The organism is Paracoccus gahaiensis (assembly GCF_005048225.1).
Taxonomy (GTDB): Bacteria; Pseudomonadota; Alphaproteobacteria; order Rhodobacterales; family Rhodobacteraceae; genus Paracoccus; species Paracoccus gahaiensis.
In genome coordinates this window covers 26,211-50,543 of record NZ_SUNI01000009.1, presented here as the reverse complement: position 1 = coordinate 50,543, position 24,333 = coordinate 26,211, and the positions used below count along the sequence as shown (strand labels likewise).

General features: G+C 68.7%; 25 protein-coding genes. 9 read left to right on the top strand and 16 right to left on the bottom strand.

The window, feature by feature from the left end; genetic code table 11:
* Positions 1 to 81: 81 nt before the first annotated feature.
* The gene (locus FA743_RS10640; RefSeq protein ID WP_136886088.1) at positions 82 to 1,581 is read right to left on the bottom strand and encodes a CoA-acylating methylmalonate-semialdehyde dehydrogenase; all 1,500 of its coding nucleotides are present in this window, start codon (positions 1,579 to 1,581) and stop codon (positions 82 to 84) included.
* A 100-nt stretch (positions 1,582 to 1,681) separates the two neighbouring features.
* Here FA743_RS10640 and FA743_RS10635 point away from each other — a divergent pair, with 100 nt between their 5' ends.
* The 3 genes from FA743_RS10635 to coaD all read left to right on the top strand — a co-directional run bounded on the left by FA743_RS10635 (position 1,682) and on the right by coaD (position 3,691).
* Positions 1,682 to 2,593: a LysR family transcriptional regulator gene (locus FA743_RS10635; RefSeq protein WP_136886087.1), complete on the top strand. Its 912-nt coding sequence runs from the start codon at positions 1,682 to 1,684 to the stop codon at positions 2,591 to 2,593.
* Between the two features lie 53 nt (positions 2,594 to 2,646).
* On the top strand, positions 2,647 to 3,108 hold the full coding sequence (locus FA743_RS10630) for a CBS domain-containing protein (RefSeq protein ID WP_136886086.1): 462 nt from the start codon (positions 2,647 to 2,649) through the stop codon (positions 3,106 to 3,108).
* 91 nt (positions 3,109 to 3,199) lie between these two features.
* Complete coding sequence (coaD, locus tag FA743_RS10625) at positions 3,200 to 3,691, top strand: pantetheine-phosphate adenylyltransferase (RefSeq protein ID WP_136886085.1); 492 nt, start codon at positions 3,200 to 3,202, stop codon at positions 3,689 to 3,691.
* Between the two features lie 57 nt (positions 3,692 to 3,748).
* On the opposite strand, the gene FA743_RS10620 is transcribed toward coaD, so the two are convergent.
* The 8 genes from FA743_RS10620 to pyrC all read right to left on the bottom strand — a co-directional run bounded on the left by FA743_RS10620 (position 3,749) and on the right by pyrC (position 12,252).
* On the bottom strand, positions 3,749 to 4,246 hold the full coding sequence (locus tag FA743_RS10620) for a bactofilin family protein (protein ID WP_136886084.1): 498 nt from the start codon (positions 4,244 to 4,246) through the stop codon (positions 3,749 to 3,751).
* A complete protein-coding gene (locus tag FA743_RS10615) occupies positions 4,236 to 5,510 on the bottom strand; it encodes a DUF5930 domain-containing protein (protein WP_342774387.1) in 1,275 nt (424 codons plus the stop codon). The genes FA743_RS10620 and FA743_RS10615 overlap by 11 nt, the downstream gene beginning before the upstream one ends.
* Before the next feature lie 196 nt (positions 5,511 to 5,706).
* On the bottom strand, positions 5,707 to 7,104 hold the full coding sequence (locus FA743_RS10610; protein ID WP_136886082.1) for a helix-turn-helix domain-containing protein: 1,398 nt from the start codon (positions 7,102 to 7,104) through the stop codon (positions 5,707 to 5,709).
* Positions 7,105 to 7,163: 59 nt separating this feature from the next.
* Entirely contained in the window at positions 7,164 to 8,354 is a 1,191-nt protein-coding gene (locus tag FA743_RS10605) for a multidrug effflux MFS transporter (RefSeq protein WP_136886081.1), read from the bottom strand.
* Between the two features lie 233 nt (positions 8,355 to 8,587).
* Positions 8,588 to 8,938: a DMT family protein gene (locus FA743_RS10600; RefSeq protein ID WP_136886180.1), complete on the bottom strand. Its 351-nt coding sequence runs from the start codon at positions 8,936 to 8,938 to the stop codon at positions 8,588 to 8,590.
* Positions 8,935 to 10,422 (bottom strand): replicative DNA helicase, encoded by a 1,488-nt coding sequence (locus FA743_RS10595; RefSeq protein ID WP_136886080.1) that lies wholly within the window; start codon positions 10,420 to 10,422, stop codon positions 8,935 to 8,937. The genes FA743_RS10600 and FA743_RS10595 overlap by 4 nt, the downstream gene beginning before the upstream one ends.
* A gap of 118 nt (positions 10,423 to 10,540) precedes the next feature.
* Positions 10,541 to 11,212 carry an orotate phosphoribosyltransferase gene (locus tag FA743_RS10590; protein ID WP_136886079.1) on the bottom strand — a complete coding sequence of 224 codons (672 nt, stop codon included), beginning with the start codon at positions 11,210 to 11,212 and terminating at the stop codon, positions 10,541 to 10,543.
* A complete protein-coding gene (gene pyrC, locus FA743_RS10585) occupies positions 11,209 to 12,252 on the bottom strand; it encodes a dihydroorotase (RefSeq protein ID WP_136886078.1) in 1,044 nt (347 codons plus the stop codon). The genes FA743_RS10590 and pyrC overlap by 4 nt, the downstream gene beginning before the upstream one ends.
* A 157-nt stretch (positions 12,253 to 12,409) precedes the next feature.
* Between pyrC and FA743_RS10580 the strand changes: the two genes are divergently transcribed.
* Positions 12,410 to 12,712: an antibiotic ABC transporter gene (locus FA743_RS10580; RefSeq protein WP_246054920.1), complete on the top strand. Its 303-nt coding sequence runs from the start codon at positions 12,410 to 12,412 to the stop codon at positions 12,710 to 12,712.
* Positions 12,713 to 12,758: 46 nt separating this feature from the next.
* Entirely contained in the window at positions 12,759 to 13,511 is a 753-nt protein-coding gene (locus FA743_RS10575; protein ID WP_211242243.1) for an SDR family oxidoreductase, read from the top strand.
* Positions 13,512 to 13,584: 73 nt separating this feature from the next.
* On the opposite strand, the gene gap is transcribed toward FA743_RS10575, so the two are convergent.
* The 4 genes from gap to purB form a co-directional block, all read right to left on the bottom strand.
* Positions 13,585 to 14,586, bottom strand: coding sequence for a type I glyceraldehyde-3-phosphate dehydrogenase (gene gap / locus FA743_RS10570; RefSeq protein WP_136886076.1), 1,002 nt, complete (start codon positions 14,584 to 14,586; stop codon positions 13,585 to 13,587).
* A 104-nt stretch (positions 14,587 to 14,690) separates the two neighbouring features.
* On the bottom strand, positions 14,691 to 14,834 hold the full coding sequence (locus FA743_RS20305) for a hypothetical protein (RefSeq protein WP_169308851.1): 144 nt from the start codon (positions 14,832 to 14,834) through the stop codon (positions 14,691 to 14,693).
* A gap of 75 nt (positions 14,835 to 14,909) precedes the next feature.
* Positions 14,910 to 15,920 (bottom strand): flagellar motor switch protein FliG, encoded by a 1,011-nt coding sequence (locus FA743_RS10565; protein ID WP_136886075.1) that lies wholly within the window; start codon positions 15,918 to 15,920, stop codon positions 14,910 to 14,912.
* 71 nt (positions 15,921 to 15,991) lie between these two features.
* Positions 15,992 to 17,305: an adenylosuccinate lyase gene (purB, locus tag FA743_RS10560; RefSeq protein ID WP_136886074.1), complete on the bottom strand. Its 1,314-nt coding sequence runs from the start codon at positions 17,303 to 17,305 to the stop codon at positions 15,992 to 15,994.
* 148 nt (positions 17,306 to 17,453) lie between these two features.
* Between purB and FA743_RS10555 the strand changes: the two genes are divergently transcribed.
* Genes FA743_RS10555 through FA743_RS10545 form a run of 3 tightly spaced genes read left to right on the top strand, consistent with a single transcriptional unit; the run spans position 17,454 to position 19,580 of the window.
* Positions 17,454 to 18,182: a hypothetical protein gene (locus tag FA743_RS10555; protein WP_136886073.1), complete on the top strand. Its 729-nt coding sequence runs from the start codon at positions 17,454 to 17,456 to the stop codon at positions 18,180 to 18,182.
* A gap of 28 nt (positions 18,183 to 18,210) precedes the next feature.
* Positions 18,211 to 19,245 (top strand): YihY/virulence factor BrkB family protein, encoded by a 1,035-nt coding sequence (locus tag FA743_RS10550; protein WP_136886072.1) that lies wholly within the window; start codon positions 18,211 to 18,213, stop codon positions 19,243 to 19,245.
* A complete protein-coding gene (locus FA743_RS10545; protein ID WP_136886071.1) occupies positions 19,242 to 19,580 on the top strand; it encodes an SMR family transporter in 339 nt (112 codons plus the stop codon). The genes FA743_RS10550 and FA743_RS10545 overlap by 4 nt, the downstream gene beginning before the upstream one ends.
* Positions 19,581 to 19,608: 28 nt before the next feature.
* Here FA743_RS10545 and FA743_RS10540 read toward each other — a convergent pair whose 3' ends face one another.
* The 3 genes from FA743_RS10540 to FA743_RS10530 form a co-directional block, all read right to left on the bottom strand.
* The gene (locus FA743_RS10540) at positions 19,609 to 21,297 is read right to left on the bottom strand and encodes a peptidoglycan -binding protein (RefSeq protein ID WP_136886070.1); all 1,689 of its coding nucleotides are present in this window, start codon (positions 21,295 to 21,297) and stop codon (positions 19,609 to 19,611) included.
* A 5-nt stretch (positions 21,298 to 21,302) separates the two neighbouring features.
* Entirely contained in the window at positions 21,303 to 22,523 is a 1,221-nt protein-coding gene (locus FA743_RS10535) for a biopolymer transporter ExbB (RefSeq protein ID WP_136886178.1), read from the bottom strand.
* 193 nt (positions 22,524 to 22,716) lie between these two features.
* Positions 22,717 to 23,262 (bottom strand): gamma-glutamylcyclotransferase, encoded by a 546-nt coding sequence (locus FA743_RS10530; RefSeq protein WP_136886069.1) that lies wholly within the window; start codon positions 23,260 to 23,262, stop codon positions 22,717 to 22,719.
* 63 nt (positions 23,263 to 23,325) lie between these two features.
* On the opposite strand from FA743_RS10530, the gene FA743_RS10525 reads away from it, so the two are divergent.
* The gene (locus tag FA743_RS10525; RefSeq protein ID WP_136886068.1) at positions 23,326 to 24,333 is read left to right on the top strand and encodes a DUF2125 domain-containing protein; all 1,008 of its coding nucleotides are present in this window, start codon (positions 23,326 to 23,328) and stop codon (positions 24,331 to 24,333) included.

Below are 24,333 nucleotides of genomic sequence, written 5' to 3'. Positions count from 1 at the left end.
TGGGGGCTTTGCGTCCCGCGAGCGCCGGGGGGCTTGCGCGCCCCCCGGACCCCTGCGGGGTATTTGGTCAAAGAAGAAGGATCAGTCCATCGCCTTGAAGTTGAACTCTCCGCCTTCCTTGATCCCCGAGGGCCAGCGCGCGGTCACGGTCTTGGTGCGCGTGTAGAAGCGGAACGCGTCCGGGCCGTGCTGGTTCAGGTCGCCGAAGCCGGATTTCTTCCAGCCGCCGAAGGTGTGATAGGCCAAAGGCACCGGGATGGGGACGTTGATGCCGACCATGCCGATGTTGATGCGGCTGGCGAAGTCGCGCGCGGTGTCGCCGTCGCGGGTGTAGATGGCCGTGCCATTGCCGTATTCGTGGTCCATGGCCAGGCCGATCGCCTCTTCGTAGCTGGCGGCGCGGACGGTGGTCAGGACGGGGCCGAAGATCTCGGTCCGGTAGATGTCCATGTCGGGCGTCACGCGGTCGAAGAGATGGGGCCCCACGAAGAAGCCGTTCTCGTAGCCCTGCAGGTTGAAGTCGCGGCCGTCGACGACCAGCTCGGCGCCCTGGTCGATGCCGGTCTGCACGAGGCGCAGGATGTTCTCCTTGGCGGCCTTGGTCACGACCGGGCCGTAGTCGATGTCGGCGCCGGCGGTCCAGGGACCGACCTTCAGCTTCTCGATGCGCGGGATCAGCTTCTCGATCAGCGCGTCGGCGGTGGCCTCGCCCACCGGCACAGCGACCGAAATCGCCATGCAGCGTTCGCCCGCCGCCCCGTAGCCCGCCCCGATCAGCGCATCCGCCGCCTGGTCCAGATCGGCATCGGGCATGATGATCATGTGGTTCTTGGCGCCGCCGAAGCATTGCGCGCGCTTGCCGTTCTGGGCGGCGCGTTCGTAGATGTATTGCGCGATCGGGGTCGAGCCCACGAAGCCCACCGCCTGCACCGTCTCGTTGTCGAGGATCGCGTCGACGCTGTCCTTGTCGCCATTCACCACCTGCAGCACACCGTCGGGCAGGCCCGCCTCTTGCAGCAGGCGTGCCAGCATCAGGGGTACCGAGGGGTCGCGCTCGGAGGGCTTCAGGATCATCGCATTGCCGCAGGCGAGCGCCGGGCCCATCTTCCACAGCGGGATCATGGCGGGGAAGTTGAAGGGCGTGATGCCCGCCACCACGCCAAGCGGCTGGCGCATGGAATACATGTCGATGCCGGGGCCGGCGCTGTCGGTGAAGTCGCCCTTCAAGAGGTGGGGGGCGCCGATGCAGAACTCGATCACCTCCAGCCCGCGCTGGATGTCGCCCTTGGCATCCGCGAAGGTCTTGCCATGTTCCGAGGACAGCATCTCGGCCATCTTGTCCATGTCGCGGTTGATCAGGCCCACGAAGGCCATCATCACCCGGGCGCGGCGCTGCGGGTTGGTGGCGCCCCATGCGACCTGGGCCTTGGCGGCCTGCGCCACGGCGTGGTCCAGCTCGGCCTTGGTGGCCAGCGACAGGCGGGCCTGCACCTCGCCGGTCGCGGGGTTGAAGACATCGGCGAAGCGGCCCGACGTTCCTGTGTACTCCTGACCGTCGATCCAGTGATGTATCTCTCGCATGGCATCCTCCTGTAGGTTTGGTCGAACCCTAGCCTTGCGGAAATGCCGTGCAAAGGGGAATGGTGGCAAAAGGGTTTTGCAGTTCTGCAAAGGGGGCGCGATGGACTGGGACGACCTGCGCATCTTTCTGGCGGTGGCGCGGACAGAAAGCCTGTCGGGGGCGGGGCGGCGGCTGGCGATGGACGCCTCGACCGTGGGGCGGCGCATCGCGCGGCTGGAGGCGGCGGTGGGGGCGGCGCTGTTCCTGAAGACGCCGCAGGGCTATGCGCTGACCGCCGAGGGGGCGCGGCTGGTGGCCCCGTCCGAGGCCGCCGAACTGGCCGCGACCGCCGCGTCCGAGGCGGTGCGGGCCGAGGCGGGGATCACCGGGCAACTGCGCATCGGGGCGCCGGACGGCTGCGCGAACTATCTGCTGCCGCAGGTGGCGCGCGATCTGTGCGACGCCCACCCGGGGCTGGAGGTGCAGATCGTCGCCCTGCCGCGGGTGGTGAACCTGACGCGGCGCGAGGCCGACATGGCCATCGCCGTCTCGCCGCCCGATACGGGGCGGCTGCTGGTGCAGCGGCTGGTCGACTATCAGCTGCACCTGGCGGGGCATCGGGACTATCTGGCCCGCCATCCGCCGCTGCGCGATCTGGCCGACCTGAAGGGGCACCGGATGATCAGCTATATCCCCGACATGATCTTCGACCGCGAGCTGGACTATCTGTCCGCGACGGGGATGGAGGTGGCGCAGATCAGCTCGAATTCCGTGGCGGTGCAGATGCAGGCGGTGCGGGCGGGGGCGGGATTGGGGATCGTGCATGACTTCGCCGTGCCTTTCGCGCCGGGGCTGCAGCGGATCCTGACCGACCGCATCGCGCTGCGGCGCAGCTTCTGGCTGATCCGACATGCCGACGACCGGGCCTCGCGCCGCCTCAGCCTGCTGGCCGATGCGCTGGCGCAGGGCATCCGGGCAGAAGTGCTGCGGCTGGAGGGGTTGCTGGCGCCGTGCCCCGTAGGTGGGACTTGACGCCGGGCGATTCGGCGAAAATGATGTTAGGAACCAAGCCGAAGGGGCCCATCATGCTGGTCAAGCATCTGTTGTCGATGAAATCGGATACCGCCAAGCCGTGGATCGACGCCGGGACGATCGTGACGATCACCCCGGACACCACCCTAGGCGAGGCCGCCCGCATCCTGGCCGAAAAACGCATCGGTGCGGTCGTCGTGTCGCAGGACGGGCGACGTCCCGACGGCATCCTGTCCGAGCGTGACATCGTGCGGCAGCTGGGCAAGCACGGCGTCGAGGTGCTGTCCACGCCCATCAGCGGCGTGATGACGACCCAAGTGCAGACCTGCACCACCGGCGAGGATGCTCTGACCATCCTGGAGCGGATGACCCAAGGCCGCTTCCGCCACATGCCGGTGGTGGACGAGCAGGGCGACATGCTGGGCGTGATCTCGATCGGGGATGCGGTCAGCGGGCGCCTGAAGGAGCTGGCGGCCGAGCGCGAGGCGCTGACGGGCATGATCATGGGCGCGTGACGCCGGGTCGCAGACGGTCACATCCTTGCAATCGCGACGGAAATGCGCTTTGCCTGTGGGAACAGGACCCTGATCCAAGGACGCGATCTTCATGCGCATCGGCCTTTATCCCGGCACGTTCGATCCGATCACGCTTGGCCATATCGACATCATCCAGCGTGCCATGGCGCTGGTCGACCGGTTGGTCATCGGCGTGGCGATCAACCGCGACAAGGGTCCGCTGTTCGACCTGGAGGCCCGCGTGGCGATGGTGCAGGCCGAATGCGACGCCATCATCGCCACGACCGGCGGCGAGATCGTCGTCCACCCGTTCGAGAACCTGCTGATCGATTGCGCCCGCGATGTCGGCGCCAGCATCATCGTGCGCGGACTGCGGGCGGTGGCGGATTTTGAATACGAGTTCCAGATGGTCGGCATGAACCGGGCGCTGGACAGCAGCATCGAGACGGTCTTCCTGATGGCCGATGCGCGGCGGCAGGCCATCGCATCGAAGCTGGTCAAGGAGATCGCGCGGCTTGGCGGCGACGTGTCGAAATTCGTGACCCCCCCCATCGCCGAGGCGCTGCGCCGCAGCTACGGCTGAAGCGCGCATGAAAAAGGCCCGCCGGGGCGGACCTGCTTCAGCGCAAGGGCAGGGCGGTCAGTCGCCGATCGGCGGCGCCAGCTTCTTGGTGCCGCCATTGCTGAGCGGGTCTTCCTGACGCTGGACCGAACCCTCGAAATGGGCGCCCGATTCGATGGCGATGGTCTTGTGGATGATGTCGCCCTCGACCCGGGCCGAGGCGGACAGGCGGACCTTGAGGCCGCGCACGCGGCCCACGACGCGGCCATGCACGATCACGTCGTCGCCAACGATCTCGCCCTTGATGGTGGCGGTCTCTCCGATGGTCAGCTGCCGGGCGCGGATGTCGCCTTCCACCGTGCCCTCGATGGTGATGTCGCCCTGGGTCTGGATGTTGCCCGTGACCGTCAGGTCGGGGGACAGGACCGAGGGCGAGACGCGCGCGCGGGGCGCGACGGCTGCGGTCGGCTGCATCTCGGCGCCACGATCGGGTTCCGGCGAGGGAACCTCGGCGCCTGCCGGTGCGGCGGGGGTCTGGGGAGGGCGGGTCTCGGTCACGCGGGTCTTACTGAACATTGTCTGCTGCCTTGATGAAGCTCATCGGGTCCACGGCCCGACCGTTCATGCGCACCTCGTAATGCAGGTGCGGCCCGGTCGAACGCCCAGTATTCCCCATATCACCGATCCGCTCTCCTTGCGACACCCGATCGCCAACTTTCACATGGATGCGGTTCAGGTGGGCATAGCGGGTCTCGGTGCCCAGTTCGTGGCTGATCTTGATCAGGTTGCCATAGGCGCCGCTGCGGCCCGCGAAGGTCACGACGCCGTCGCCCGTGGTGTGGATCGGCGTGCCCACGGGACCGGCCATGTCGATGCCCTGATGCATCCGGCCCCACCGGCGCCCGAAGCCCGAGGTATAGCGGAAGTTCTGCGTGACAGGCATGGCCAGCGGCAGCTTCTCGATGGCGATGCGATAGGTGTTCATCTGGTCCAGCGTCACGATGATCTGGCGGGCCTTGGTCTCGCCCTCGCTCAGCGCGGCATTGCCCCGGGTCGAATAGGACATCGGGGTCAGCGGGCCGCCCTGGCCGGAATAGCCGCTGCGGATGGTGCGCAGCACGTCGTCGGGGTTCATGCCGACGCTGCGGAAGACGTCGTCCAGAGGCGCGACCGAGACGGTCACGGCATCCTCCAGCTGGGTCAGGATCTCGTCGTTGCGGGCCAGGATCTGGTCGCGCTCGACGGTCAGCTCCTGCGCGGTGAGGCGGGCGGATTCGGCGTCATGCTCGGCCTCGACGCGCTGGTCGGCGGCGCTGCGCAGTTCGCCCGACAGGATGTCGAGCGCGACCGAGAATTCCTCGGCCCGGTCGGGGGCTGCGGCAAGGTCGGGACCGGTCGCGGCGGGGTCGCGCTCGGCCAGCGTGTCGCGCAGGGTGGACTGGACGGCGGCCAGGCCCGTCTCCATCTCGCGGCGGCTTTCCTCGGAGGACAGAAGCTGGGTCTGCATCTGCGACACCTGCTCCAGCGCGACGGCAAAGCGGGACTGCGCGGCCAGTGCCTCGGCGGCGCGGGCGTCGCGTTCGACCTGCAGCTGCTCCAGCCGTTCCTCGAAGGCGGCCTGGCTGCGCTGGATCTGGTCGCGGGACTGGCCGGAGCCCACCGCGTCGATCACCAGGACCGAGCTGGCGACCAGCGTCCAGCCGAAGACCAGGGTGATGCCGCTGATGCCCACGGCCTGGGTGAGGGGGCGCAGGCGGACAAAGCGCGTGGTGTCATCGGACCGAAGGAAAAGCCGTTGCTCGGGCAGCCACTTTTCAAGCGACGCGTTCAGTCGATCCATCACCGTCATTGTCCGATATTGTCCCCCGAAAGCACGCCTGTTTCTGGGTCGGTGGCGCGTTGGTTCCGTTCGCCCTTGGGTAAACAGCAGGCGTGCCTTCTTGGCAACGGGACGCACGCGCAGGGTTCCCCGCATTGGCGGAACCCTGCCTCGCTCGGCGGGGATCCGCCGAATTAAATGAGCTAATTGTAATTAGTTACGCGATTTCATAGGGGAGCGGCCCGTTCCGGTCCTGCGGAATGCGCAGCGCCCGGTCGATCGGCGGCACGGATCGCTGGTGGCAGTCGCGGCGCGGGCAGATCCGGCAGGAAATTCCGATCGGCTCGAAGGCCCGGGGTCGGGTCAGGTCCAGCCCGTCGGCATAGACCATGCCCGTCGCATGGGCGACCTCGACCCCCAGCCCGATGGCAAAGCGGCGCACGGGCGCATTGAAGGCACCAGGATGTTTGGACACGTCGCGCGCCAGCAGCAGATAGCGCACCCCATCGGGCGTCTCGGCCAGCTGGCGCAGGAACCGGCCCGGCTGCTCGAAGGCCTGGTGCACGTTCCACAGCGGGCAGGCGCCGCCGAAGCGCGCGAATTGCAGGCGGGTGGCGGAATGGCGCTTGGTGATGGTGCCGGCCTGATCGACGCGCACGAAGAACAGCGGCACCCCCTTGGCGCCGGGCCGCTGCAGCGTCGACAGCCGGTGCGCCACCTGCTCCAGCGAGGCGCCGAACAGATGGGCCAGCCGTTCCAGATCGTGGCGCTCGGCCTGGGCGGCGGCCAGAAAGGGGCGATAGGGCATCAGCGCGGCCCCGGCGAAATAGTTGGCCAGCCCCAACCGGGCGATCTGCCGCGCGGTGGGGCTCCGGAAGCGGGCCAGATCCAGCGTCGCCTCCAGCAGATCGCCCTGATGCTCCAGCGCGACCAGATGCAGCAGCTGGAACAGACGGGTGGGGGCCTCGGCGGCGCGGTTGACCAGCAGCCGGTCGCCATCGCGGCGAAAGACGGCGGCTGCGGGCAGTTCGGTCAGCTGCACCCGGATGCCCCGATCGGCCAGGGCGGCGCTGGCCAGCAGCCAGGGATCGCCGCGCTGCCCTTCGGGGCAGGCAAAGCGCTCGGCGGCGCGGTCCACGGCGTCGATGTAATTATCGCAATAGTGGAAGAAGTCGCGCACCTCCTCCCAAGGCGTCGACAGGCTGTTCTGGCTGGCCGCCCCGATCGCCTCGTCCAGGGCGGCCAGCCGCTCCTGCCCCTCGCGATGCGCGCGGTAGAGATCCAGGAAGGCCCGGGCCAGCGCCGGGGCATTGGTCGCGGCCAGGCGCAGGTCGGCCAGCGGCGGGGTGCCGTCGAAGAGGGGATCGGCCAGCGCCTCCTGCATGTCGATGACCATGCGTTCGGCGTCGCCCGCCGCCAGCGTCGTCAGGTCGGTGCCGAATTCCTGCGCCAGGCGCAGCAGCACGCCCGCGCTGATGGGGCGGTGGTTGTTTTCCATCTGCGAGAGATAGGGCAGGGACACCCCCAGCCTCTCGGCAAAGCGGCGTTGCGTCAGGACGGCGCGCGACCGGGTTTCGCGGAGCGCACTGCCGGCATAGATCTTTTGCGTGGCCATGGCGCCCCTCCCTTTGCAAACCCTGTCCTAGCCGTTGCAAAGCCTGTGGGGCAAGGGGGTCAGCCCTGGCGCAGCACCTGCGCCTCGCGCCGATAGACCCATGCGATGGCCAGCAGCGATCCGAAGGCCGAGGCCGCCATGATGACCAGCAGCGGCGTGGCCCCGCTGCCGGGCTGCAGCAAGTTGCCGGCCAGCGCCGACAGGGCCGCGCCGCCACCCACCGCCAGCGCGCCGCCAAGGCCGGAGGCCGTGCCCGCCAGCTCGGGACGCACGCTCATCATGCCCGAGGTGGCATTGGGCAGCACCATGCCGTTGCCCAGGCCCATCATCGCGATGGCGCCGAAGAAGATCAGCGGTCGCACGAGGCCGGACAGATCCGCCAGCAGGGCCAGCGACAGGCCCACCACGCAGGTGATCGCCCCGAACAGGATCATCCGGTTCAGCCCGAGGCGCGGCGAATAGCGTGCCGACAGGAAATTGCCGGTCACATAGCCGATCGAGGGCGCCGCGAACCAGTAGCCGACCTGCGCCGGGGTCAGGCCGAAGACCTGATCCCCGACGAAGGGCGCGCCGCCCAGATAGGCGAAGAACGCCCCCGAGGACAGCGTCGCCGCCAGACAATAGCCCCAGAACCGATGCGAGCGGGCGAGGATCGGATAGCTGGCCCATTGCTGGCGCAAAGGCAGGCCGCCGCCGCGCACCGTCTCTCCCATGTCGCGGAAGGCGAGGACGAGGACCGCGATGCCCAGAAGTCCCATCAGGGCGAAATTGGCCTGCCAGCCGAAGGCCTCGTCCAGCACCCCGCCGAAGACCGGGGCCATCATCGGCACGACCGCCATGCCCATCGTGACATAGCCCAGCATCGAGGCCGCCTGGTCGCCCTCGTAGAGATCGCGGACCACGGCGCGGGGCACCAGCATGCAGACGGTGATGACCGATTGCAGCAGGCGGAAGACCAGGAAGGTCGTCGCGGTCGTCGCCAGAAGCGTGCCGATGGTGGCCAAGAGGAAGCCTATGAGTCCCCAGATGACCACGGGCCTGCGCCCGAACCGGTCGCTGAGCGGACCGCCCAGAAGCTGAAGCACCGCGCTGGCCCCGATATAGGCCGAGACCGACAGCTGCATGACGCCATAATCCACGCCGAAATCGCGGGCCATGCCGGGCAGCGAGGGCAGGAACACGTTCATCGACAGGGCCGAGACGCCGGACAGCGCGACCAGCGTCAGCATATGGGGCGGGGTGCGCAGCATCAGACCTCCTGTCGGCGGGAGGTTTGCATGATCTGCAGAATGGCCCGCGATCCGTGCTTAGCGCGCGGCCGGGCGGGGCGCCAGAGTGGGCCGCGGATTTGCGTCCCGCGACGGCGGGGGGCCGGCCCCCCGCACCCCCCGCGGCCGGGATCGGATGTCGGCGGGAGGCGTCGAATGAAGGGCCTCCGGCGGGGATATTTGGGCCAAGATGAAAGAGGGCGGGCTGCGGGCGGTCAGCCGAAGTCGTGGAAGATGAACCAGGCGCCGAGGCAGATCAGCGAGAAGCCGATGCCGTGCTGCCAGCCGAGTTTCTCGCCGAGATAGATCCAGGAGAAGATCGCGAAGACCGAGAGGCTGATGACCTCCTGGATCGTCTTCAGCTGGGCGGCGCTGTAATAGCCGTGGCCGATGCGGTTGGCGGGGACCTGCATCAGGTATTCGAAGAAGGCGATGCCCCAGCTGATGAAGATCACCGTGACCAGCGGTGCCGTCTTGAACTTGAGATGGCCATACCAGGCGATGGTCATGAAGACGTTCGAGGCCAGCAGCAGCCCGATCGTGGCGACCGGGACGGGCAGGCTCAGTCCCACTGGGTCTGGCGATCGCGGGCCAGGTTGCCGAAGCGGGTGAACTGGCCCTCGAAGGCCAGTTCCACCGTGCCGATGGGGCCGTGGCGCTGCTTGCCCAGGATCACCTCGGCCTTGCCATGCACGTTCTCCATCACCTGCTGCCAGCGGGCCATGGCGTCGAGGTCGCTGTCCGAGGGCTTTTCGCGTTCCTTGTAATATTCCTCGCGGAAGACGAACATCACGATGTCGGCGTCCTGCTCGATCGAGCCGGATTCGCGCAGGTCCGAGAGCTGCGGGCGCTTGTCCTCGCGGTTCTCGACCTGACGCGACAGCTGCGACAGGGCGATGACCGGGATGTTGAGTTCCTTGGCGACGGCCTTGAGGCCCTGCGTGATCTCGCTGACCTCGTTCACGCGGCTGTCCTTGGCGGTGGCGGCCTTCAGCAGCTGCAGGTAGTCGACGATCAGCACGTCCAGCCCGTGGGTCCGCTTGAGTTTCCGCGCCCGGGCGGCCAGCTGGTTGATCGGCAAGGCCGGCGTGTCGTCGATGAAGAGGGGGCAGTTCTGCAGCGCATGCGCGGCCTCGACGAAGCGGCGGAACTCGCCCTCGTCCATGTTGCCCGAACGGATGCGTTCGCTTGGCACCTCGGCGGCCTCGGACAGGATGCGCGCGGCCAGCTGTTCGGCGGACATCTCGAGGCTGAAGAAGCCCACGACCCCGCCCTCGACCGAGCCTTGGGTGCCGTCGGGCTTTTCGCCCAGCTTGTGGCATTTGGCGATGTTGAAGGCGATGTTGGTGGCCAGAGCGGTCTTGCCCATCGAGGGGCGCCCGGCCAGGATGATCAGGTCGGAATTGTTCAACCCGCCCATCTTGCCGTCCAGGTCGATCAGCCCGGTCGAGATGCCGGACAGCTTGCCGTCGCGCTGATAGGCGGCATTGGCCACCTGCACGGCGCCGGTCACGGCTTTCAGGAAGGATTGGAAACCGCGTTCGGCGGTGCCGGCCTCGCCCAATTTGTACAGCGTCTGTTCGGCGGCCTTGATCTGCTCCTCGGCATCGTCGCCCACCTCGACGGTCGAGGCGCGGGCCGAGATGTCCTGGCCCAGCAGCATCAGCTCGCGGCGCAGGGCGAATTCGCGGATCATCTGGGCATAGTCGCGCGCGGCATAGGCGCTGATCGCCGAGGCGGCCATGCGGGCCAGATAGGCGGGGCCGCCCAGCTCCTTCAGCCCGTCATCATTGTCGAGGAAGGCCTTGATCGTGACCGGGCTCGCCAGCGCGTTGCGGCGGATGCGTTCGGCGCAGATGTCGAAGATGCGGGCGTGGACGGGGTGGTAGAAATGCTCGGACTTGATGATCTGGCTGACGCGGTCGAAGACGTCGTTGTTCGTCAGCAGGGCGCCCAGCAATTGCTGCTCGGCCTCCAGCGAGAAGGGGATCGCCTGCTTGTCCTCGGCGCCCTCGGTCTGGCCGGGGATGATCACGCGCAAGCCTGTCATGTCTCTGCCTGTCTTTCTTCTGGTTCGGGCCAGCCTAGCGCAAAGGGTGGCACGTTGAAATCGCCCGCCCCCGGTTTTCGGTGCATGGATCTGTGGACAGGCTGTGGATAAGCGGCGCTCAGCCGTTTGCCGCCTGCCATGCCCGGGGATCGGTCAGGAAGGCCTGAACCTCGGCCAGCGTGGCCGCGTCGAAGCTGGCCTGCGCCCGCGCTTCGGCCAGCACGTCCCACCAGGTGCAGAGGTGATGCAGCGTCACGCCGTGATCGGCCAGCCGCCCGGTGGTCTCGGGGAAGATGCCGTAGGAGAAGATCACCGCCGTATGGGCGCAGGTGGCCCCCGTCTCGCGGATCGCATCGACGAAGGACAGCTTGCTGCCGCCATCCGTGGTCAGATCCTCGACCAGCAACACGCGCTGGCCCTCGGTCATGACGCCTTCGATCCGGGCATTGCGGCCATAGCCTTTCGGCTTCTTGCGCACATAGGTCATCGGCAGGCCCAAGCGTTCCGCCACCATCGCGCCGAAGGGGATGCCGGCGGTCTCGCCGCCCGCGACATTGTCGAAGGCCTCGAAGCCCGCGTCGCGCAGCACGGTCGCGGCCAGGAAGTCCATCAGCGTGGCGCGGACGCGGGGAAAGCTGATGATGCGGCGGCAATCGACATAGGTCGGGCCCTTGAGCCCCGAGGCATAGGTGAAGGGCTGAGCGGCATTGAAATCGACCGCTTTGATCTCCAGCAGCATCCGGGCGGTGAGGCGGGCGATCTCGTCGCGGGCGGGAAAGGTCAGGCTCATGCGTCCTCCAGATGCCAGTGCAGGGGAAAGCCGGGGTCGAAGACGGTGACCGTCTCGTCGCCTGCGGTGATGTGGGTGGGGTAGGGGGCGGGCCTGTCGCGGCGGGTCAGGCGGATCCGGTCCTCGTTCGGGGGCAGGCGATAGAAGGCGGCGCCGTTCAGGCTGGTGAAGGCTTCCAGCCGGTCCAGCGCGCCGTCGTCCTGGAACACCTGCGCCAGGATCGACAGGGTGTTGGGCGCCGTGAAGCAGCCCGCGCAGCCGCAGGGCTGAAGCTTCGCGGCATCGGTATGAGGCGCGCTGTCGGTGCCGAGGAAGAACCGCGCCTCGCCGCTGGTCGCGGCCTCGCGCAGGGCCAGCCGGTGCTCCTCGCGCTTGGCGACCGGCAGGCAGTAGTAATGGGGCCGGATGCCGCCCGCGAGGATCGCATTGCGGTTGATGACCAGGTGATGCGTGGTGATGGTCGCGGCCAGATCGTCGCCGCCCGCGCGGGCATAGGCCACGCCCTGGGAGGTGGTGATATGCTCCATCACCACCCGCAGGCCCGGGACCTTGCGACGCAGGGGGTCCAGCACGCTGTCGATGAACACGGCCTCGCGGTCGAAGATGTCCACCGCCGGATCGGTCACCTCGCCATGCACGCACAGCGTCACGCCGGCCTCGGCCAACGCCTCCAGCACCGGGCGCACGCGGTCGAAGTCGGTCACGCCCGAGGCGCTGTTGGTGGTGGCGCCGGCCGGATAGAGCTTCACCGCCCGAATGATGCCGGCGCGAAAGGCCGCGATCACATCCGCCGGATCGGTCGTGTCGGTCAGATACAGCGTCATCTGCGGGTCCAGCGCCGCACCGGCCGGCAGGGCGGCGCGGATGCGGTCGCGATAGGCGGCCGCCTGCGCGCCGGTCGTGACCGGGGGCACCAGATTGGGCATGATGATCGCGCGGCCGAAGCCTGCGGACTGCGGAGCGACAGCGGTCAGCATCGCGCCATCGCGCAGATGCAAGTGCCAGTCGTCCGGTCGGCGGAGAGTCAACGTCTGTGTCATGAACCTGCCTCTATACATGGCAGGGGTCGATTGCCAAGTTGCGTTGGGCCGATTTCCGGAACTCTGGTGCGATGTTCTTGTTGTCCGATCAAGAGCCCGGCATCATGCTGGCTCTGTCGCGCGACAATTGTTCGGGCACCATAAAGTAGGATTTGCAATGAACCCCATGATTCTTCCTGCGGCGCAGATACGTCTGGTGACCCAGTTCTCGCGCATGGCGATCGAGGCGCAGATGGTGATCGGGATGCGCATGGCCGGCATGATGGGCCTGGTGGCCCAGGCCCCCGGAGAGCCCTTCCGCATGATCGCGGAAAAACAGGCTGCCGCGTCCGAGGCGATCTATGCCATGGCCAGTGCCGGCATGCGCGGGCACAGCACCGAGCGGATGCTGTCGGCGGGCCTGCGGCCCTATGGGCGTCGCACCCGGGCCAATTCGCGGCGCCTGACGCTGGTCAAATGAGCCTTGCCTCCCCCGCCAAGGGGCGGCGCCTTCAAGGATGCGCACGATGAAGACGGCCCTGATCACCGGTGGCGCCCAAGGCATCGGCCGGGGCATCGTCACGCGCCTGCGGGCCGATGGCTGGCGGGTTGCCGTCTTCGATCTGGACGCCGAGGCGCTGAACGAAGTCGCCGCCGCCGATCCCGATCTGCTGTGCTGCACGGTCGATGTGGGCGACGAGGCGCAGGTCGCCGAAGGCAGCCGCGCGGTCGCCGAATGGGCGGGACCAGACGGCCTGACCCTTCTGGTGTCGAATGCCGGCATCGCCGATCCGGTCAGCGGCCCGCTGGAGGATCTGTCCCTGCAGGACTGGCGCCGCTGGCAGGACAGCCATGTGACCGGCGCCTTCCTGACCACCCGCGCCCTGCTGCCGCTGCTGCGCAAGGCCAAGGGCAGCCTGATCACCATGGCCTCGACCCGCGCGCTGCAATCCGAACCCGATTGCGAGGCCTATGCCGCCGCCAAGGGCGCCTTGGTCGCGATGACCCATGCCTTGGCGGTCAGCCTGGGCCCCGAGGTGCGCGCGAACTGCATCCTGCCCGGCTGGATCGAGACCGGGCCCTGGCAGAAATCCGCGAACCGCAGCGACCCCGCCCATTCGGCCCGCGACCGAGACCAGCATCCGGTGGGCCGGGTCGGTCGGGTCGAGGATATCGCGGGGCTGGTGGTCTGGCTCGCCTCGGAGGAGGCGGGCTTCATCACCGGCCAGCGCTTCGTCGTCGATGGCGGGATGGGTGTGCGGATGATCTACGAGGAGTGATCCCCCCGGTCCGCAGGATGCAGAAAGGCCCCCGCGCGGATGCACGGGGGCCTTTGCCGTCGATCGTCGAGGATCAGATCAGCTTGCCCATCGCCACGGCGGTGTCGGACATGCGGTTCGAGAAGCCCCATTCGTTGTCGTACCAGGTCAGGATGCGGACCATGCGGCCCTCCATGACCTTGGTCTGGTCCATGTGGAAGATCGAGGAATGCGGATCGTGGTTGAAGTCCGACGAGACCAGCGATTCCTCGGTATAGCCCAGGACGCCCTTCAGCGGGCCGTCGGCGGCGGCCTTGATGGCGGCGTTGATCTCGGCCACCGAGGTGTCGCGGCTGGCCTCGAAGACCAGATCGACGACCGAGACGTTGGGCGTCGGCACGCGAATGGCCACGCCGTCCAGCTTGCCCTTGAGTTCCGGCAGGACCAGACCCACGGCCTTGGCGGCCCCGGTCGAGGTCGGGATCATCGACAGGGCTGCGGCGCGGGCGCGGTACAGGTCCTTGTGCATCGTGTCCAGCGTCGGCTGGTCGCCGGTATAGCTGTGGATCGTGGTCATGAAGCCGCGATCGATGCCGATCGTGTCGTTCAGCACCTTGGCCACCGGCGACAGGCAGTTCGTCGTGCAGCTGGCATTCGAGACGACCAGATCGTCCTTGGTCAGCGTGTCGTGGTTCACGCCATAGACGATGGTCTTGTCCGCATCCTCGCCCGGCGCCGAGATCAGCACCCGCTTGGCGCCCGTGGACAGATGCGCCTGCACCTTCTCCTTGGAGGTGAAGAGGCCGGTGCATTCCATGACCACATCGACATCGCCCCAAGGCAGCTCGGCCGGGTTGCGGATCGCGGTGACCTGGATCGGGCCGCGGCCCACGTCGATCGAGGACCCGTCCACCGTCACCGTGGCCGGAAAGCGGCCATGCACACTGTCATAGCGCAGCAGGTGGGCGTTGGTCTCGACCGGGCCCAGATCGTTGATCGCAACGACCTCGATATCGGTGCGGCCCGATTCGATGATTGCGCGCAGGACGTTGCGGCCGATCCGACCGAAGCCGTTGATGGCGACCTTGACTGCCATGGAAATCCCTCTTGAACAGGTGATGGTTGCCTGTTGTCTAGCGTGGCCGCAGACACGATGCAAACGCCGAACGCCTGTCCAGCGCTAACGGAGGGGGGGCGGGGTCAGCGCCAGAAGCTGAGATATTCGATGAATTGCGCCATGGTCTTGGCCGCCAGCAGCGGCAGCGTGCCCCCCAGCCAGATCTGGTCCACGGCAAAGGTGGCAACGATCAGCAGCAGCAGGGCAATGGCGATCTTGTTGGTCATCGAAGCCTCCGGTCGCTGCTGTATCGCGCGGCGGGTCGGCGGGGGCAAGCCCGTCCGTGAGGGGCGGAGGTGGCGTCATTCCTCGTCCTGCGGCAGCTTCAGGATCAGCTGCCCGGCCTCCTGCAGCCGGCGGACGGCCGAGACGACCTCGGTCATCGCCTCCTCGACATCCTTGGGGCGGGGCTTGCCCAAGGCCTCGCGTTCCTCGCGCAGCCCGTCGGCCATGCGCTGCGACAGGTTCGACAGGATGAACTCGGCCGCCGCCGCATCCGCCTCGGTCGGCGAGGACAGGGCGCGCACCAGCGTCGTCTGGTCCAGCTCGCGCACCAGACGGGGGATGTCGCGGGGTTCGACACGGGCGGGGATGTGGGTGAAGATGAAGATCGCCTTGCGCACCCCTGCGGCAAATTCGGCGTCGCGTTCGTCCAGCGCCCCCAGCACGTCGTCGCGCAGATCGGCGGTGGCGAAGTTCAGGATCGCGCCCATCCGGTCGCAGGCCGGCAGGGCGATGGCGGGCTTGGGCTGCGCCGCCGCCGCCTGCAGTAGCACCAGCCCCACGCGGCGCAGCGCCGGGGGCGTCACCCCCGAGGTCATCGACATGGCCTGCGCAACCACCCGCGCCCGGTCGCGGGGCAGGGCGAGGAAGGTGGCCGAGGCGGCCTCGACCGGCAGCTTGGACATCATCAGCGCCACCAGTTCGACCGATTCGGACTGCGCCAGCGTGATCAGCACCTCGTTCGGCAGCTTGCAGAGCCGCGCCCAGGGGTCGGTCTGGCCCGACATCGCGGCGCGCTGGCGCAGCTGGTCCGAGCTGTCCTCGGACAGCCGCGTGCCCAGCATTTCCAGCGTGCCGTCCAGATTGCCGGGAAAGGTGACGCCCACCGCATCCAGCCGGTCGCAGAACTCGGTGATGACGGCATCGCGCGTCTGGCGGTCGATGACCTCCATCCCCGCCATTTCCTGCGCCAGCAGGGTCTGGCTTTCGCTGTCCAGACGGTCCAGCCCGGCCACCTCGTCATCGTCCAGCAGAAGACGCACGATCACCGCCGCCTTCTGCCGCTGGTTCAGCCCTGTCTGGGTCGTCATGCCCCGCCTCCGTCATCCGCGATGAGGGCAACTTGGCATGACAATCCTAATGTCCGGTTGACGCGGGACCCCTAAAGCGGCGCGCTGTCGAAAACCCGGGCAAAGATCGTGTCGACATGCTTGGTGTGATAGCCCAGATCGAACTTTTCCTCGATCTCGGCGGGGGACAGCGCGGCGGTCACCTCGGGATCGGCCAGCAGCTCGGTCTTGAAGTCGGCGCCCTTCTCCCAGACCTTCATGGCGTTGCGCTGGACCAGACGATAGCTGTCCTCGCGTGAGACGCCGGCCTGCGTCAGCGCCAGCAGCACCCGCTGCGACATGACCAGACCCTTGAACTTGTTCATGTTGGCCAGCATCGTGTCGGGATAGATCACCAGCTTCTCGACCACGCCCGCCAGGCGGTGCAGCGCGAAATCCAGCGTGATGGTGGTGTCGGGCGCGATGGCGCGCTCGACCGAGGAATGGCTGATGTCGCGCTCGTGCCACAGCGCCACGTTCTCCATCGCCGGGACGACCGACATGCGCACCAGTCGGGCGAGGCCGGTCAGGTTCTCGGTCAGGACCGGGTTGCGCTTGTGGGGCATCGCGCTCGAGCCCTTCTGGCCCGGGCTGAAGAATTCCTCGGCCTCCAGCACCTCGGTGCGCTGCATGTGGCGGATCTCGATGGCGATGTTCTCGATGCTCGAGGCGATCACGCCGAGCGTCGCGAAGAACATCGCATGGCGGTCGCGCGGGATGACCTGCGTGCTGATCGGTTCGGGGCGCAGGCCCAGCTTCGCGCAGACATGCTCCTCGACCGCCGGGTCGATATTGGCGAAGGTGCCGACCGCGCCGCTGATCGCGCCGGTGGCGATTTCCTCGCGCGCGCGCTCCAGCCGCAGGCGTCCGCGCGCCATCTCGGCATAGAAGCGGGCGAAGGTCAGGCCCATCGTGGTGGGCTCGGCATGGATGCCGTGGCTGCGGCCGATGCGGACGGTGTCCTTGTGCTCGAAGGCGCGGGTCTTCAACGCCGCCAGCACGCGGTCCATGCCCGCCAGCAAGATGTCCGAGGCGCGGACCAGCTGCACGTTCAGCGTCGTGTCCAGCACGTCGGAGCTGGTCATGCCCTGATGGACGAAGCGCGCCTGATCGGCGCCCACATGCTCGGCCAGATGGGTCAGGAAGGCGATGACGTCATGCTTGGTCACCGCCTCGATCTCGTCGATGCGGGCCACGTCGAACTGCACGTCCTTCGCGCGCCAGACGGCCTCGGCATTGGCGCGCGGGATCACGCCCAGATCGGCCTGCGCGTCGCAGGCATGGGCCTCGATCTCGTACCAGATGCGGAACTTGGTCTCGGGGGACCAGATGGCGACCATGTCGGGGCGGCTGTAACGCGGGATCATCGGGGGCTCCTTTGCGGTTGGCGCGGGCATAGCGGCGCAGGCGCACGGGGGCAAGTTTTCATCGGGGTTTGGGGGGCTTGGGCGGAACATTCGGCGCGACCGGCGGGTTTGGGTCGCAACGAGACCTGACAACCGACCGGAGAATCCCATGCGCCCCCCCTATGACGCCCATCCCGAAATGACCGAGGCCGACCGCACCAGCCAGACCCGTTTCGGTCCGCGCCCGGTGCCCAAGGCCCACAAGACGGCCAGCCCCTATGCGCATCGCAAGATGGTCTCCAGCCGCATCCCGCCCTCGGGCAAGGTGTCGCCGGACGGTAAGCAGAGCTGGCCCGAGCCCTCGACGACCGCCAAGGTCGTGGTCTGGGGCGGGGTTGCCTTGGGTGTGGCGGGGATTGCCGCCGCCATCTCGATGGCGGTCCAGTCGCTCAGCGGCGATGACGATGCCCCCGCGCCCCGCCGCCGCGCCGACGGTGCCCGGTCCAACGGCCCCCGTCCCGCCGCCCCCCGCTTTGCCGAGATGGACGAGGATGACCGCGAGGCCATGCGCCGCCGCGTCCGTGCCCAGGCCTTGGAGGACAACCATCGCTCGGCGCAGGCGCGTTCCAAGGCCGGTCGCGGCAAGGCCAATGTTGCCAAGGATCTGACGCGCACCGCCACGGACCTGTCGCAGGGTCTGAACGGCGTCGCGCAGTCGCTGCTGGCGGCGTTCCAGTCGTTCCGCGGCGTGTCGCATCAGGCGACCGGCATCGTGGGCGAGTTCGTCGCCGCCGCCGACCAGTTGCGTGCGATTATGAACGGTGGCGCCGGACCGCGCCCCGGCGCGACCGACACCGACCCGGCCCGCCCGCTGCGCGACGAGCCGCCGCGCCGCTGATCCCGGCCCCCGACAGAAGGAAGACGGGATGCAGCAGGAGACCGGCGTTCTGGGGGCCCTGCTGGGCCCCCTCGACCAGGAGACGCGTGACCGATACGGGCTTCAGCCGCCGGATGCCCCCAAGGCTCCGGTGGCGGCGCCCGACCCGGTCCTCGCCGGTCCCAAGCCGGGGCTGCGGGATCTGACGCGCGGCGACCTGCTGGCGGTCGGCAAGTCGGTTTTCAACCAGATCGGCGAGGACCGGGTGACCTCGGTGGCAGGCGGCGTGACCTTCTTCGGGCTTCTGTCGCTGTTTCCCGCGATCACCGCCTTCGTGTCGCTCTATGGTCTCATGGCCGATCCGCTGACCATCCAGACCCATCTGCAGATGCTGCGGACCCTGCTGCCCGAGGGGTCGTTCCAGATCATCAGCGATCAGGTGACGGCCATCGCCTCGGCCTCGACCGGCGCGCTGTCGCTGGCGGGGATCGTGGCGCTGCTGACCGCCTTCTGGTCGGCCAATGGCGGCATGAAGGCGCTGCTCTCGGCGTTGAATGTCGCCTTTTTCCAGCGCGAGACGCGCAGCTTCCTGCGCCTGAACCTGGTGGCGATGTGCTTCACCTTGGGCGGGCTGGTGATGATCGCGCTGATGCTGATCGTGATCGCGGTCGTGCCGGTCCTCCTGCGCATGCTGCCCCTGGGATGGGGGGGCGAGACGCTGGTGGCCGTCATCCGCTGGCCCATCATGCTGGCGGTCCTGATCCTGGCGCTGGCGGCGGTCTATCGGTGGGGGCCCGCCGCGCCCAAGTCGCGCTGGCGCTGGATCTCGCCCGGGGCGATCTTCGCGGGCGTGGCGCTGGTCGCGACCTCGATGCTGTTTTCCTGGTATGCGGCGAATTTCGGCGATTACAACGAGACCTACGGGTCCCTGGGCGCGGTCATCGCGCTGATGACATGGCTGTGGCTGAACGCCACGATCGTGCTGGTCGGCGCCGAGATCAATTCCGAGCTTGAGGGACATCTGAAGCATATGGCAGGCTTGGAGGACGACCGTCCCCAGAAGCGAGGCCCCAAGCCGCAATGATCCTGTCGCCCTATGTGCCCCTGGGCATCGCCATCGCGCTGGAGGTGCTGGGCACCTCGCTGCTGCAGCGTTCCGAACAGTTCACCCGGCTAGCCCCGACAGTGGGCATGGCGCTGTGCTATCTGGCAAGCTTCTACCTGCTGTCGGTCAGCCTCAAGGTGCTGCCCCTGGGCGTGGCCTATGCGATCTGGAGCGCCTGCGGCGTGGCGCTGGTCGCCCTGATCGGATGGGTCGCCTTCGGGCAGCGGCTGGATCTGCCCGCTGTCCTGGGGATGGGGCTGATCGTCGCCGGGGTCGTGGTCATCAACGTCTTCTCCCGCACGGTCGGGCATTGAGGCGGGCGGCACGGGGCCGTCCCGCCATCTAGCGCTCGGTCAGCTTCAGCTCGATCCGGCGGTTGAGGGCGCGGCCCTCGGGCGTCTCCTCAGGGGCGATGGGGCGGGTGTCGGCAAAGCCGGTCGGCGCCAGACGGTTGGCGGGAAACCCCAGATCCTCGGTCAGATAGCGCACGACGGCCAGCGCGCGGCCTTGGCTCAGCTCCCAGTTGTCGGCATAGCGGCCGGTGCCCGACAGGGGCAGGCCGTCGGTATGGCCGTCCACGCGGATGATCCAGTCGATCTCGGGCGGGATCTCGTCCGCGATGTCGGTCAGCAACTGCGCCAGCCCGCCGATCTGCTGGCGTCCGGCTTGGGAGAGGGTCGCCTCTCCCTGAGCGAACAGCACCTCGGACTGGAAGACGAAGCGGTCGCCCACGACCTGCACCCCCTCGCGCCCCGACAGGATCTGCGACAGGCGTCCGAAGAATTCCGAGCGATATCGGGTCAGGTCCTGCGCCTCTGCCTCGGCGCGTAGCCGGGCCTCTTCCTCCAGCGCCAGCCGGGCGCGGGTTTCCTCGGCGGCGCGGACCAGCGCGGCGTTCAGCTGCTGCCCCAGATCCGAGACGCGCAGTTCCGCATCCGCCTGCTCGTCGCCCGCGGCATCCAGCAGCGCCTGCAGCGATCCCAGCTGGGCGCGCAGCTGCGCCACCTGTTCGTTCAGCGCGGCGACGCGGCGCTGGCTGTCGGTGGTCAGCCCCTCCTGCTCCTCCAGCTGCGCCCGGGCGGCGGCCAGCAGCGCGGCCTGACGCTCGGCCTCGGACAGCTGCTCCTGCGCTTGGGTCTGCGCGTCGTCGCGGGCGGCATTGGCGGCGGCCAGCAGGGTCAGCGTCTCCTCGGCCTCGCGGCGGCGTTCTTCCAGCGCAAGCGTCATGGCGGTCAGCTCGGTATCGGCGCTTTCCAGACGCTCGCGCAGCAGGCGGGCGGCTTCGGCCTCGACCAGACGGGTCTCCTCGGCCTCGGTCAGGCGGGTCTGGGCGGCGTCAAGCTGCGCCTGCTGCTGGCCCATCTCGGCGCGCAGATCGGCGGTCAGCGCCTCCAGCGCGTCGCGGCGGGCGGCGGCCAGGCGCGCGGCCTCGGTCTGCGCATCGGTCTCGGCGCGCGCGGCCGCCACGGCCAGCTCGGCGGCCGAGGCGCGGGCCTCGGTCTCCTCCAGCTGGGTTTCCAGAGTGGCGACGCGGTCCTCACCTTGTGCGCGCTCGGCCAGAAGGGCGGCGACCTCGGCCTCGAAATCGGTCAGGCGGGTTTGCGCATCGGCCAAGGCCGTCTCGCCCTGCGCCAGCTGGCTGGTCAGCCGCGCGATGCGGGCGGCGCGGTCGCGGGCCTCGGCCTCGGCGCGGGCGGTGCGTTCGGCCTCGGTCTCCAGCTCCTGCACCAGCCCGGCCTCGCGCGTCTCCGAGGCGTTCAGCGCCTGACCCAGGGCCGTGACCTGCGCGCCCAGCTCGTTCAGCTGCTGTTCCTGGCGCGAGATGACCTGGCCCTGATCGGTGATCACCCGGTCCTGGTCGATGATCGTGTCGTCCTGCGTGTCGATCTGCTCGCGCAGCACCGATTGCACGACCATGAAGATCGTCAGCACGAACATCAGCACCATCAGCAGGGCCGTCATCGCATCGACGAAGCCCGGCCAGATGGTCGAGGAAAAGCGCTGCGCCGAGGCGTTGCGGGACAGGCGCATGCGTCTCAGGCCCCGGACCGGGGCCGCGCCGCGCCGCGCGGGGGAAGATCGTCGGGCAGGGGATCGCCAAAGCGGGCTGCCCTCACGGCCCGGGTCAGCACCAGGATGTCCGAACGCAACTCGGCCAGCATCTCCTCGCGGCCCTCGGTCAGTTCCGAGGCCAGCCGGTCAAGCGCCCCCTCCAGCCGCGAGAAATCCGGCGCCGAAGCGGATGCCGGGCGATCCTGCCCGTCGGCCAGACGGGTCAGGGCGCGGGTCAGCCGGTCGTTGTCGCCTGCCGAGGCGTCGCGGTCGGCCTGACCCTGCTGGACCAGCGCCTCGACCGCCTGCGCCATGACCACGACGCGCTCATCGGCCATCAGCGCCGCCTCGTCGCGCATCAGGTCGCGTTCGATGTGATAGGCCTGCAGGCGGTCCATCTGGCCCGCCATCTGTTCCAGAAACCCGGCCAGCGCGGCCTGATCGATGCCGTCACCCTCGCCGCCGGCGATGCTGAGCCGGGTGAAGCCCGACATCCACTCTTCCAGCTCGCGATAGAAGCGGTTCTGGCCATGCGCCACGAACAGCTCCAGCAGGCCCACCACCAGCGATCCCGCCAGACCCAGAAGCGAGGAGGAGAAGGCCGTGGCCATGCCGCCCAGCTGCGCTTCCAGCCCGGTCATCAGCTGTTCGAAGATATCGAGGCTGGTCTGCCCCTCCTGGGGGGCCAGCGCGCGGATCGTCTCGACCACCGCCGGGACGGTGGTGGCCAGCCCGTAGAACGTGCCCAGAAGGCCCAGGAAGATCAGCAGGTTGGCCAGATAGCGGGTGATGTCGCGGATCTCGTCGATGCGGGTCGCCACCGAATCCAGGATCGAGCTGGCCGAACTGGCGCTGATCGCCCCGCCCGAGGGTCCGCGCGACCCCAGAAGTGCGGCCAGCGGGGCCAGCAGGCGCGGCGCGACCACGGCATCCCCGTCGTGGCGGGCGGCGTCGCGGCGGCGGGCGGCGAACTGCTCGATCCAGACGACCGAGCGGACCAGCTGCCCCAGCTGCCAGAAACAGGCCAGCACGCCCAGAGCAAAGACTGCCAGGATCAGGCCGTTCAGCCACGTATTGGCCATGAAGATCGGCAGGATGCGGCCATAGGCGAACCAGCCCCCGGCCAGCACTAGCCCCAGCACCGTCAGCATCATCAGGATCTGGCGCACCGGTTGCGAGAAGCGCGGCGCGCTGCCCGCCCCCATCAGCGCCTGATCCCGCGTGGCCGAGATGCGCCGATTGGTCAGGCTGTGCCGGGAGGGCGCCTGCATGTCGCCATTGGTCGGATCGCTCACGTAAATTCCCGTCCCTTGCCTGCTTTGAGCGCAACTGTAGGGCGGGGTCCGGTCCTTGCCAAGCATTGCGGCACATGCCCGTGATCGCGGCCGCGCGCCTGTGTCACCCCTGCCGCGATTGCAGCGCGCGCACCGCCTGCGACAGGGCGTCCAGATGGTCGTCGGCCATGCCGATCTGCGCCAGATGGGCGGCGGTGTTGAACAGATAGTCGGCATTCGCCCCGCGCCCGCCATGGGCGGCGGCGATGATGCGGGCCTGTTCCTCATGCGGCAGATCGCCCGCATATTGCCAATGGTCGCGCCGCATCACATAGGCCAGCGCCGAGACCCGGCGCCCGTCCTCCAGCGCCAAGGGCAGGATCGTCTCGCGATAGGCGTCGGTGACCAGCTCGCGGTCGCGCAGATCGGCCAGCACGCGGTCATGGTCGCGATGCGCGATGCGCAGCGCCACCCCTTGGCACAGCGCGCCCTCCTGCGGGTCGAGGCCCAGCACCAGCCCCGGCAGCGCCTCGGTCCCGCGATGCTGGATCGAGCGCAGGCAGAAGCTGCGCGCATAGCCCGCCAGCCGCGCCCGCACCGTCTCGACCGGGTCGAAGCCCGGGTTCCAGATCAGCGAGCCATAGCCGAAGACCCAATCGATGCGTTCCATTGCCCGTACCATTCGTTGCCGCCCCAAGGTAGGACAGGCGGGACGCGGAAAAAAGGGCCGGCAATGCGCAAGGCGGTGATCGGGGCAGGGGTGGCGCTGGCGGTGCTGGCAGGGGCGTGGCTGGGGGCGGAAAGCCTGGCCAGCCGCCGGGTCGCGGCGATGATCGCCGCCGATCCCGGGCTGGAGGCGGCGACGGTGCGCCCGCTGCGCGATCCGCGCGCGATGGGGGTCGAGGTGACCGGGCTCGACTTTCGCGATCCTGCCCTGGGGATCAGCCTGCCTTGGGCGCGGCTGTCGCTGCGGCCCCTGTCGCCGCTGACGGCGCGGCTGGACCTGCCTGACCGGGGCACCATCCTCCAGGGTGGCGACAGCCTGGAGCTGGGTCTGGCGCGGTCGGACGCCCGTCTGTCCCTGTCGCCCCTGAACCGCATGGCGCCCGACCGCCTGGACCTGCAGGCCGAAGGCCTGACGCTGGACGGCCAGCCCTTGGTCGAAGGGCTCTCGCTGCAGGCGCGGCTGGTCTCCCTGGATGCGGCGGCCCCGGAGGGCGCACAGGCGGCCTATGACCTGCAGCTGTCGTTGGCGGGGCTGCAGACCGGGGCCTTGGCGCGGATCGGCCTGGACCCCGGCCCGCTGCCGGGCCCGATCGCGGTGGAGGGCCCGATGCGGCTCTGGCTGGACCGCAGCCCGAGCGTCACCGGGGACACGGCCCCGCAGCTGGTCGGCTGGCAGACCCCGGGCCTGTCCCTGCAGGCCGGAGAGATCGGGTTGCGGATCATCGGCCGCCTGTCGCGCGACGCCCAGGGCCGGGCCGAGGGGCAGCTGGCGCTCTATTCCTCGGATGCGGATGCGATGATCGGACTGGCGGCGGGGCTGGGCCTGATCCCGGCGCAGGGGCAGTTGCTGCTGCGCGCGGGCCTGTCGCAGCTGGCGCGCGCGCCGATGGACGCCAGCCTGGCCGGCCCCGATTTCCCCGAGCCCGCCGAGGGAGAGCTGCGCCTGCCCATCGTGATGCGCGACGGCCAGCTGATGCTGGGCGGCATGGCGATCGGCCCCGCGCCCCCGCTGTAG

What these genes read in the sequence shown, in the direction of transcription:
- FA743_RS10640 (WP_136886088.1), bottom strand. Translation starts at nt 1,581, where the DNA reads ATGCGAGAGATACATCACTGGATCGACGGTCAGGAGTACACAGGAACG.
- FA743_RS10635 (WP_136886087.1), top strand. Translation starts at nt 1,682, where the DNA reads ATGGACTGGGACGACCTGCGCATCTTTCTGGCGGTGGCGCGGACAGAA.
- FA743_RS10630 (WP_136886086.1), top strand. Translation starts at nt 2,647, where the DNA reads ATGCTGGTCAAGCATCTGTTGTCGATGAAATCGGATACCGCCAAGCCG.
- coaD (WP_136886085.1), top strand. Translation starts at nt 3,200, where the DNA reads ATGCGCATCGGCCTTTATCCCGGCACGTTCGATCCGATCACGCTTGGC.
- FA743_RS10620 (WP_136886084.1), bottom strand. Translation starts at nt 4,246, where the DNA reads ATGTTCAGTAAGACCCGCGTGACCGAGACCCGCCCTCCCCAGACCCCC.
- FA743_RS10615 (WP_342774387.1), bottom strand. Translation starts at nt 5,510, where the DNA reads ATGGATCGACTGAACGCGTCGCTTGAAAAGTGGCTGCCCGAGCAACGG.
- FA743_RS10610 (WP_136886082.1), bottom strand. Translation starts at nt 7,104, where the DNA reads ATGGCCACGCAAAAGATCTATGCCGGCAGTGCGCTCCGCGAAACCCGG.
- FA743_RS10605 (WP_136886081.1), bottom strand. Translation starts at nt 8,354, where the DNA reads ATGCTGCGCACCCCGCCCCATATGCTGACGCTGGTCGCGCTGTCCGGC.
- FA743_RS10595 (WP_136886080.1), bottom strand. Translation starts at nt 10,422, where the DNA reads ATGACAGGCTTGCGCGTGATCATCCCCGGCCAGACCGAGGGCGCCGAG.
- FA743_RS10590 (WP_136886079.1), bottom strand. Translation starts at nt 11,212, where the DNA reads ATGAGCCTGACCTTTCCCGCCCGCGACGAGATCGCCCGCCTCACCGCC.
- pyrC (WP_136886078.1), bottom strand. Translation starts at nt 12,252, where the DNA reads ATGACACAGACGTTGACTCTCCGCCGACCGGACGACTGGCACTTGCAT.
- FA743_RS10580 (WP_246054920.1), top strand. Translation starts at nt 12,410, where the DNA reads ATGAACCCCATGATTCTTCCTGCGGCGCAGATACGTCTGGTGACCCAG.
- FA743_RS10575 (WP_211242243.1), top strand. Translation starts at nt 12,759, where the DNA reads ATGAAGACGGCCCTGATCACCGGTGGCGCCCAAGGCATCGGCCGGGGC.
- gap (WP_136886076.1), bottom strand. Translation starts at nt 14,586, where the DNA reads ATGGCAGTCAAGGTCGCCATCAACGGCTTCGGTCGGATCGGCCGCAAC.
- FA743_RS20305 (WP_169308851.1), bottom strand. Translation starts at nt 14,834, where the DNA reads ATGACCAACAAGATCGCCATTGCCCTGCTGCTGCTGATCGTTGCCACC.
- FA743_RS10565 (WP_136886075.1), bottom strand. Translation starts at nt 15,920, where the DNA reads ATGACGACCCAGACAGGGCTGAACCAGCGGCAGAAGGCGGCGGTGATC.
- purB (WP_136886074.1), bottom strand. Translation starts at nt 17,305, where the DNA reads ATGATCCCGCGTTACAGCCGCCCCGACATGGTCGCCATCTGGTCCCCC.
- FA743_RS10555 (WP_136886073.1), top strand. Translation starts at nt 17,454, where the DNA reads ATGCGCCCCCCCTATGACGCCCATCCCGAAATGACCGAGGCCGACCGC.
- FA743_RS10550 (WP_136886072.1), top strand. Translation starts at nt 18,211, where the DNA reads ATGCAGCAGGAGACCGGCGTTCTGGGGGCCCTGCTGGGCCCCCTCGAC.
- FA743_RS10545 (WP_136886071.1), top strand. Translation starts at nt 19,242, where the DNA reads ATGATCCTGTCGCCCTATGTGCCCCTGGGCATCGCCATCGCGCTGGAG.
- FA743_RS10540 (WP_136886070.1), bottom strand. Translation starts at nt 21,297, where the DNA reads ATGCGCCTGTCCCGCAACGCCTCGGCGCAGCGCTTTTCCTCGACCATC.
- FA743_RS10535 (WP_136886178.1), bottom strand. Translation starts at nt 22,523, where the DNA reads ATGGGGGCGGGCAGCGCGCCGCGCTTCTCGCAACCGGTGCGCCAGATC.
- FA743_RS10530 (WP_136886069.1), bottom strand. Translation starts at nt 23,262, where the DNA reads ATGGAACGCATCGATTGGGTCTTCGGCTATGGCTCGCTGATCTGGAAC.
- FA743_RS10525 (WP_136886068.1), top strand. Translation starts at nt 23,326, where the DNA reads ATGCGCAAGGCGGTGATCGGGGCAGGGGTGGCGCTGGCGGTGCTGGCA.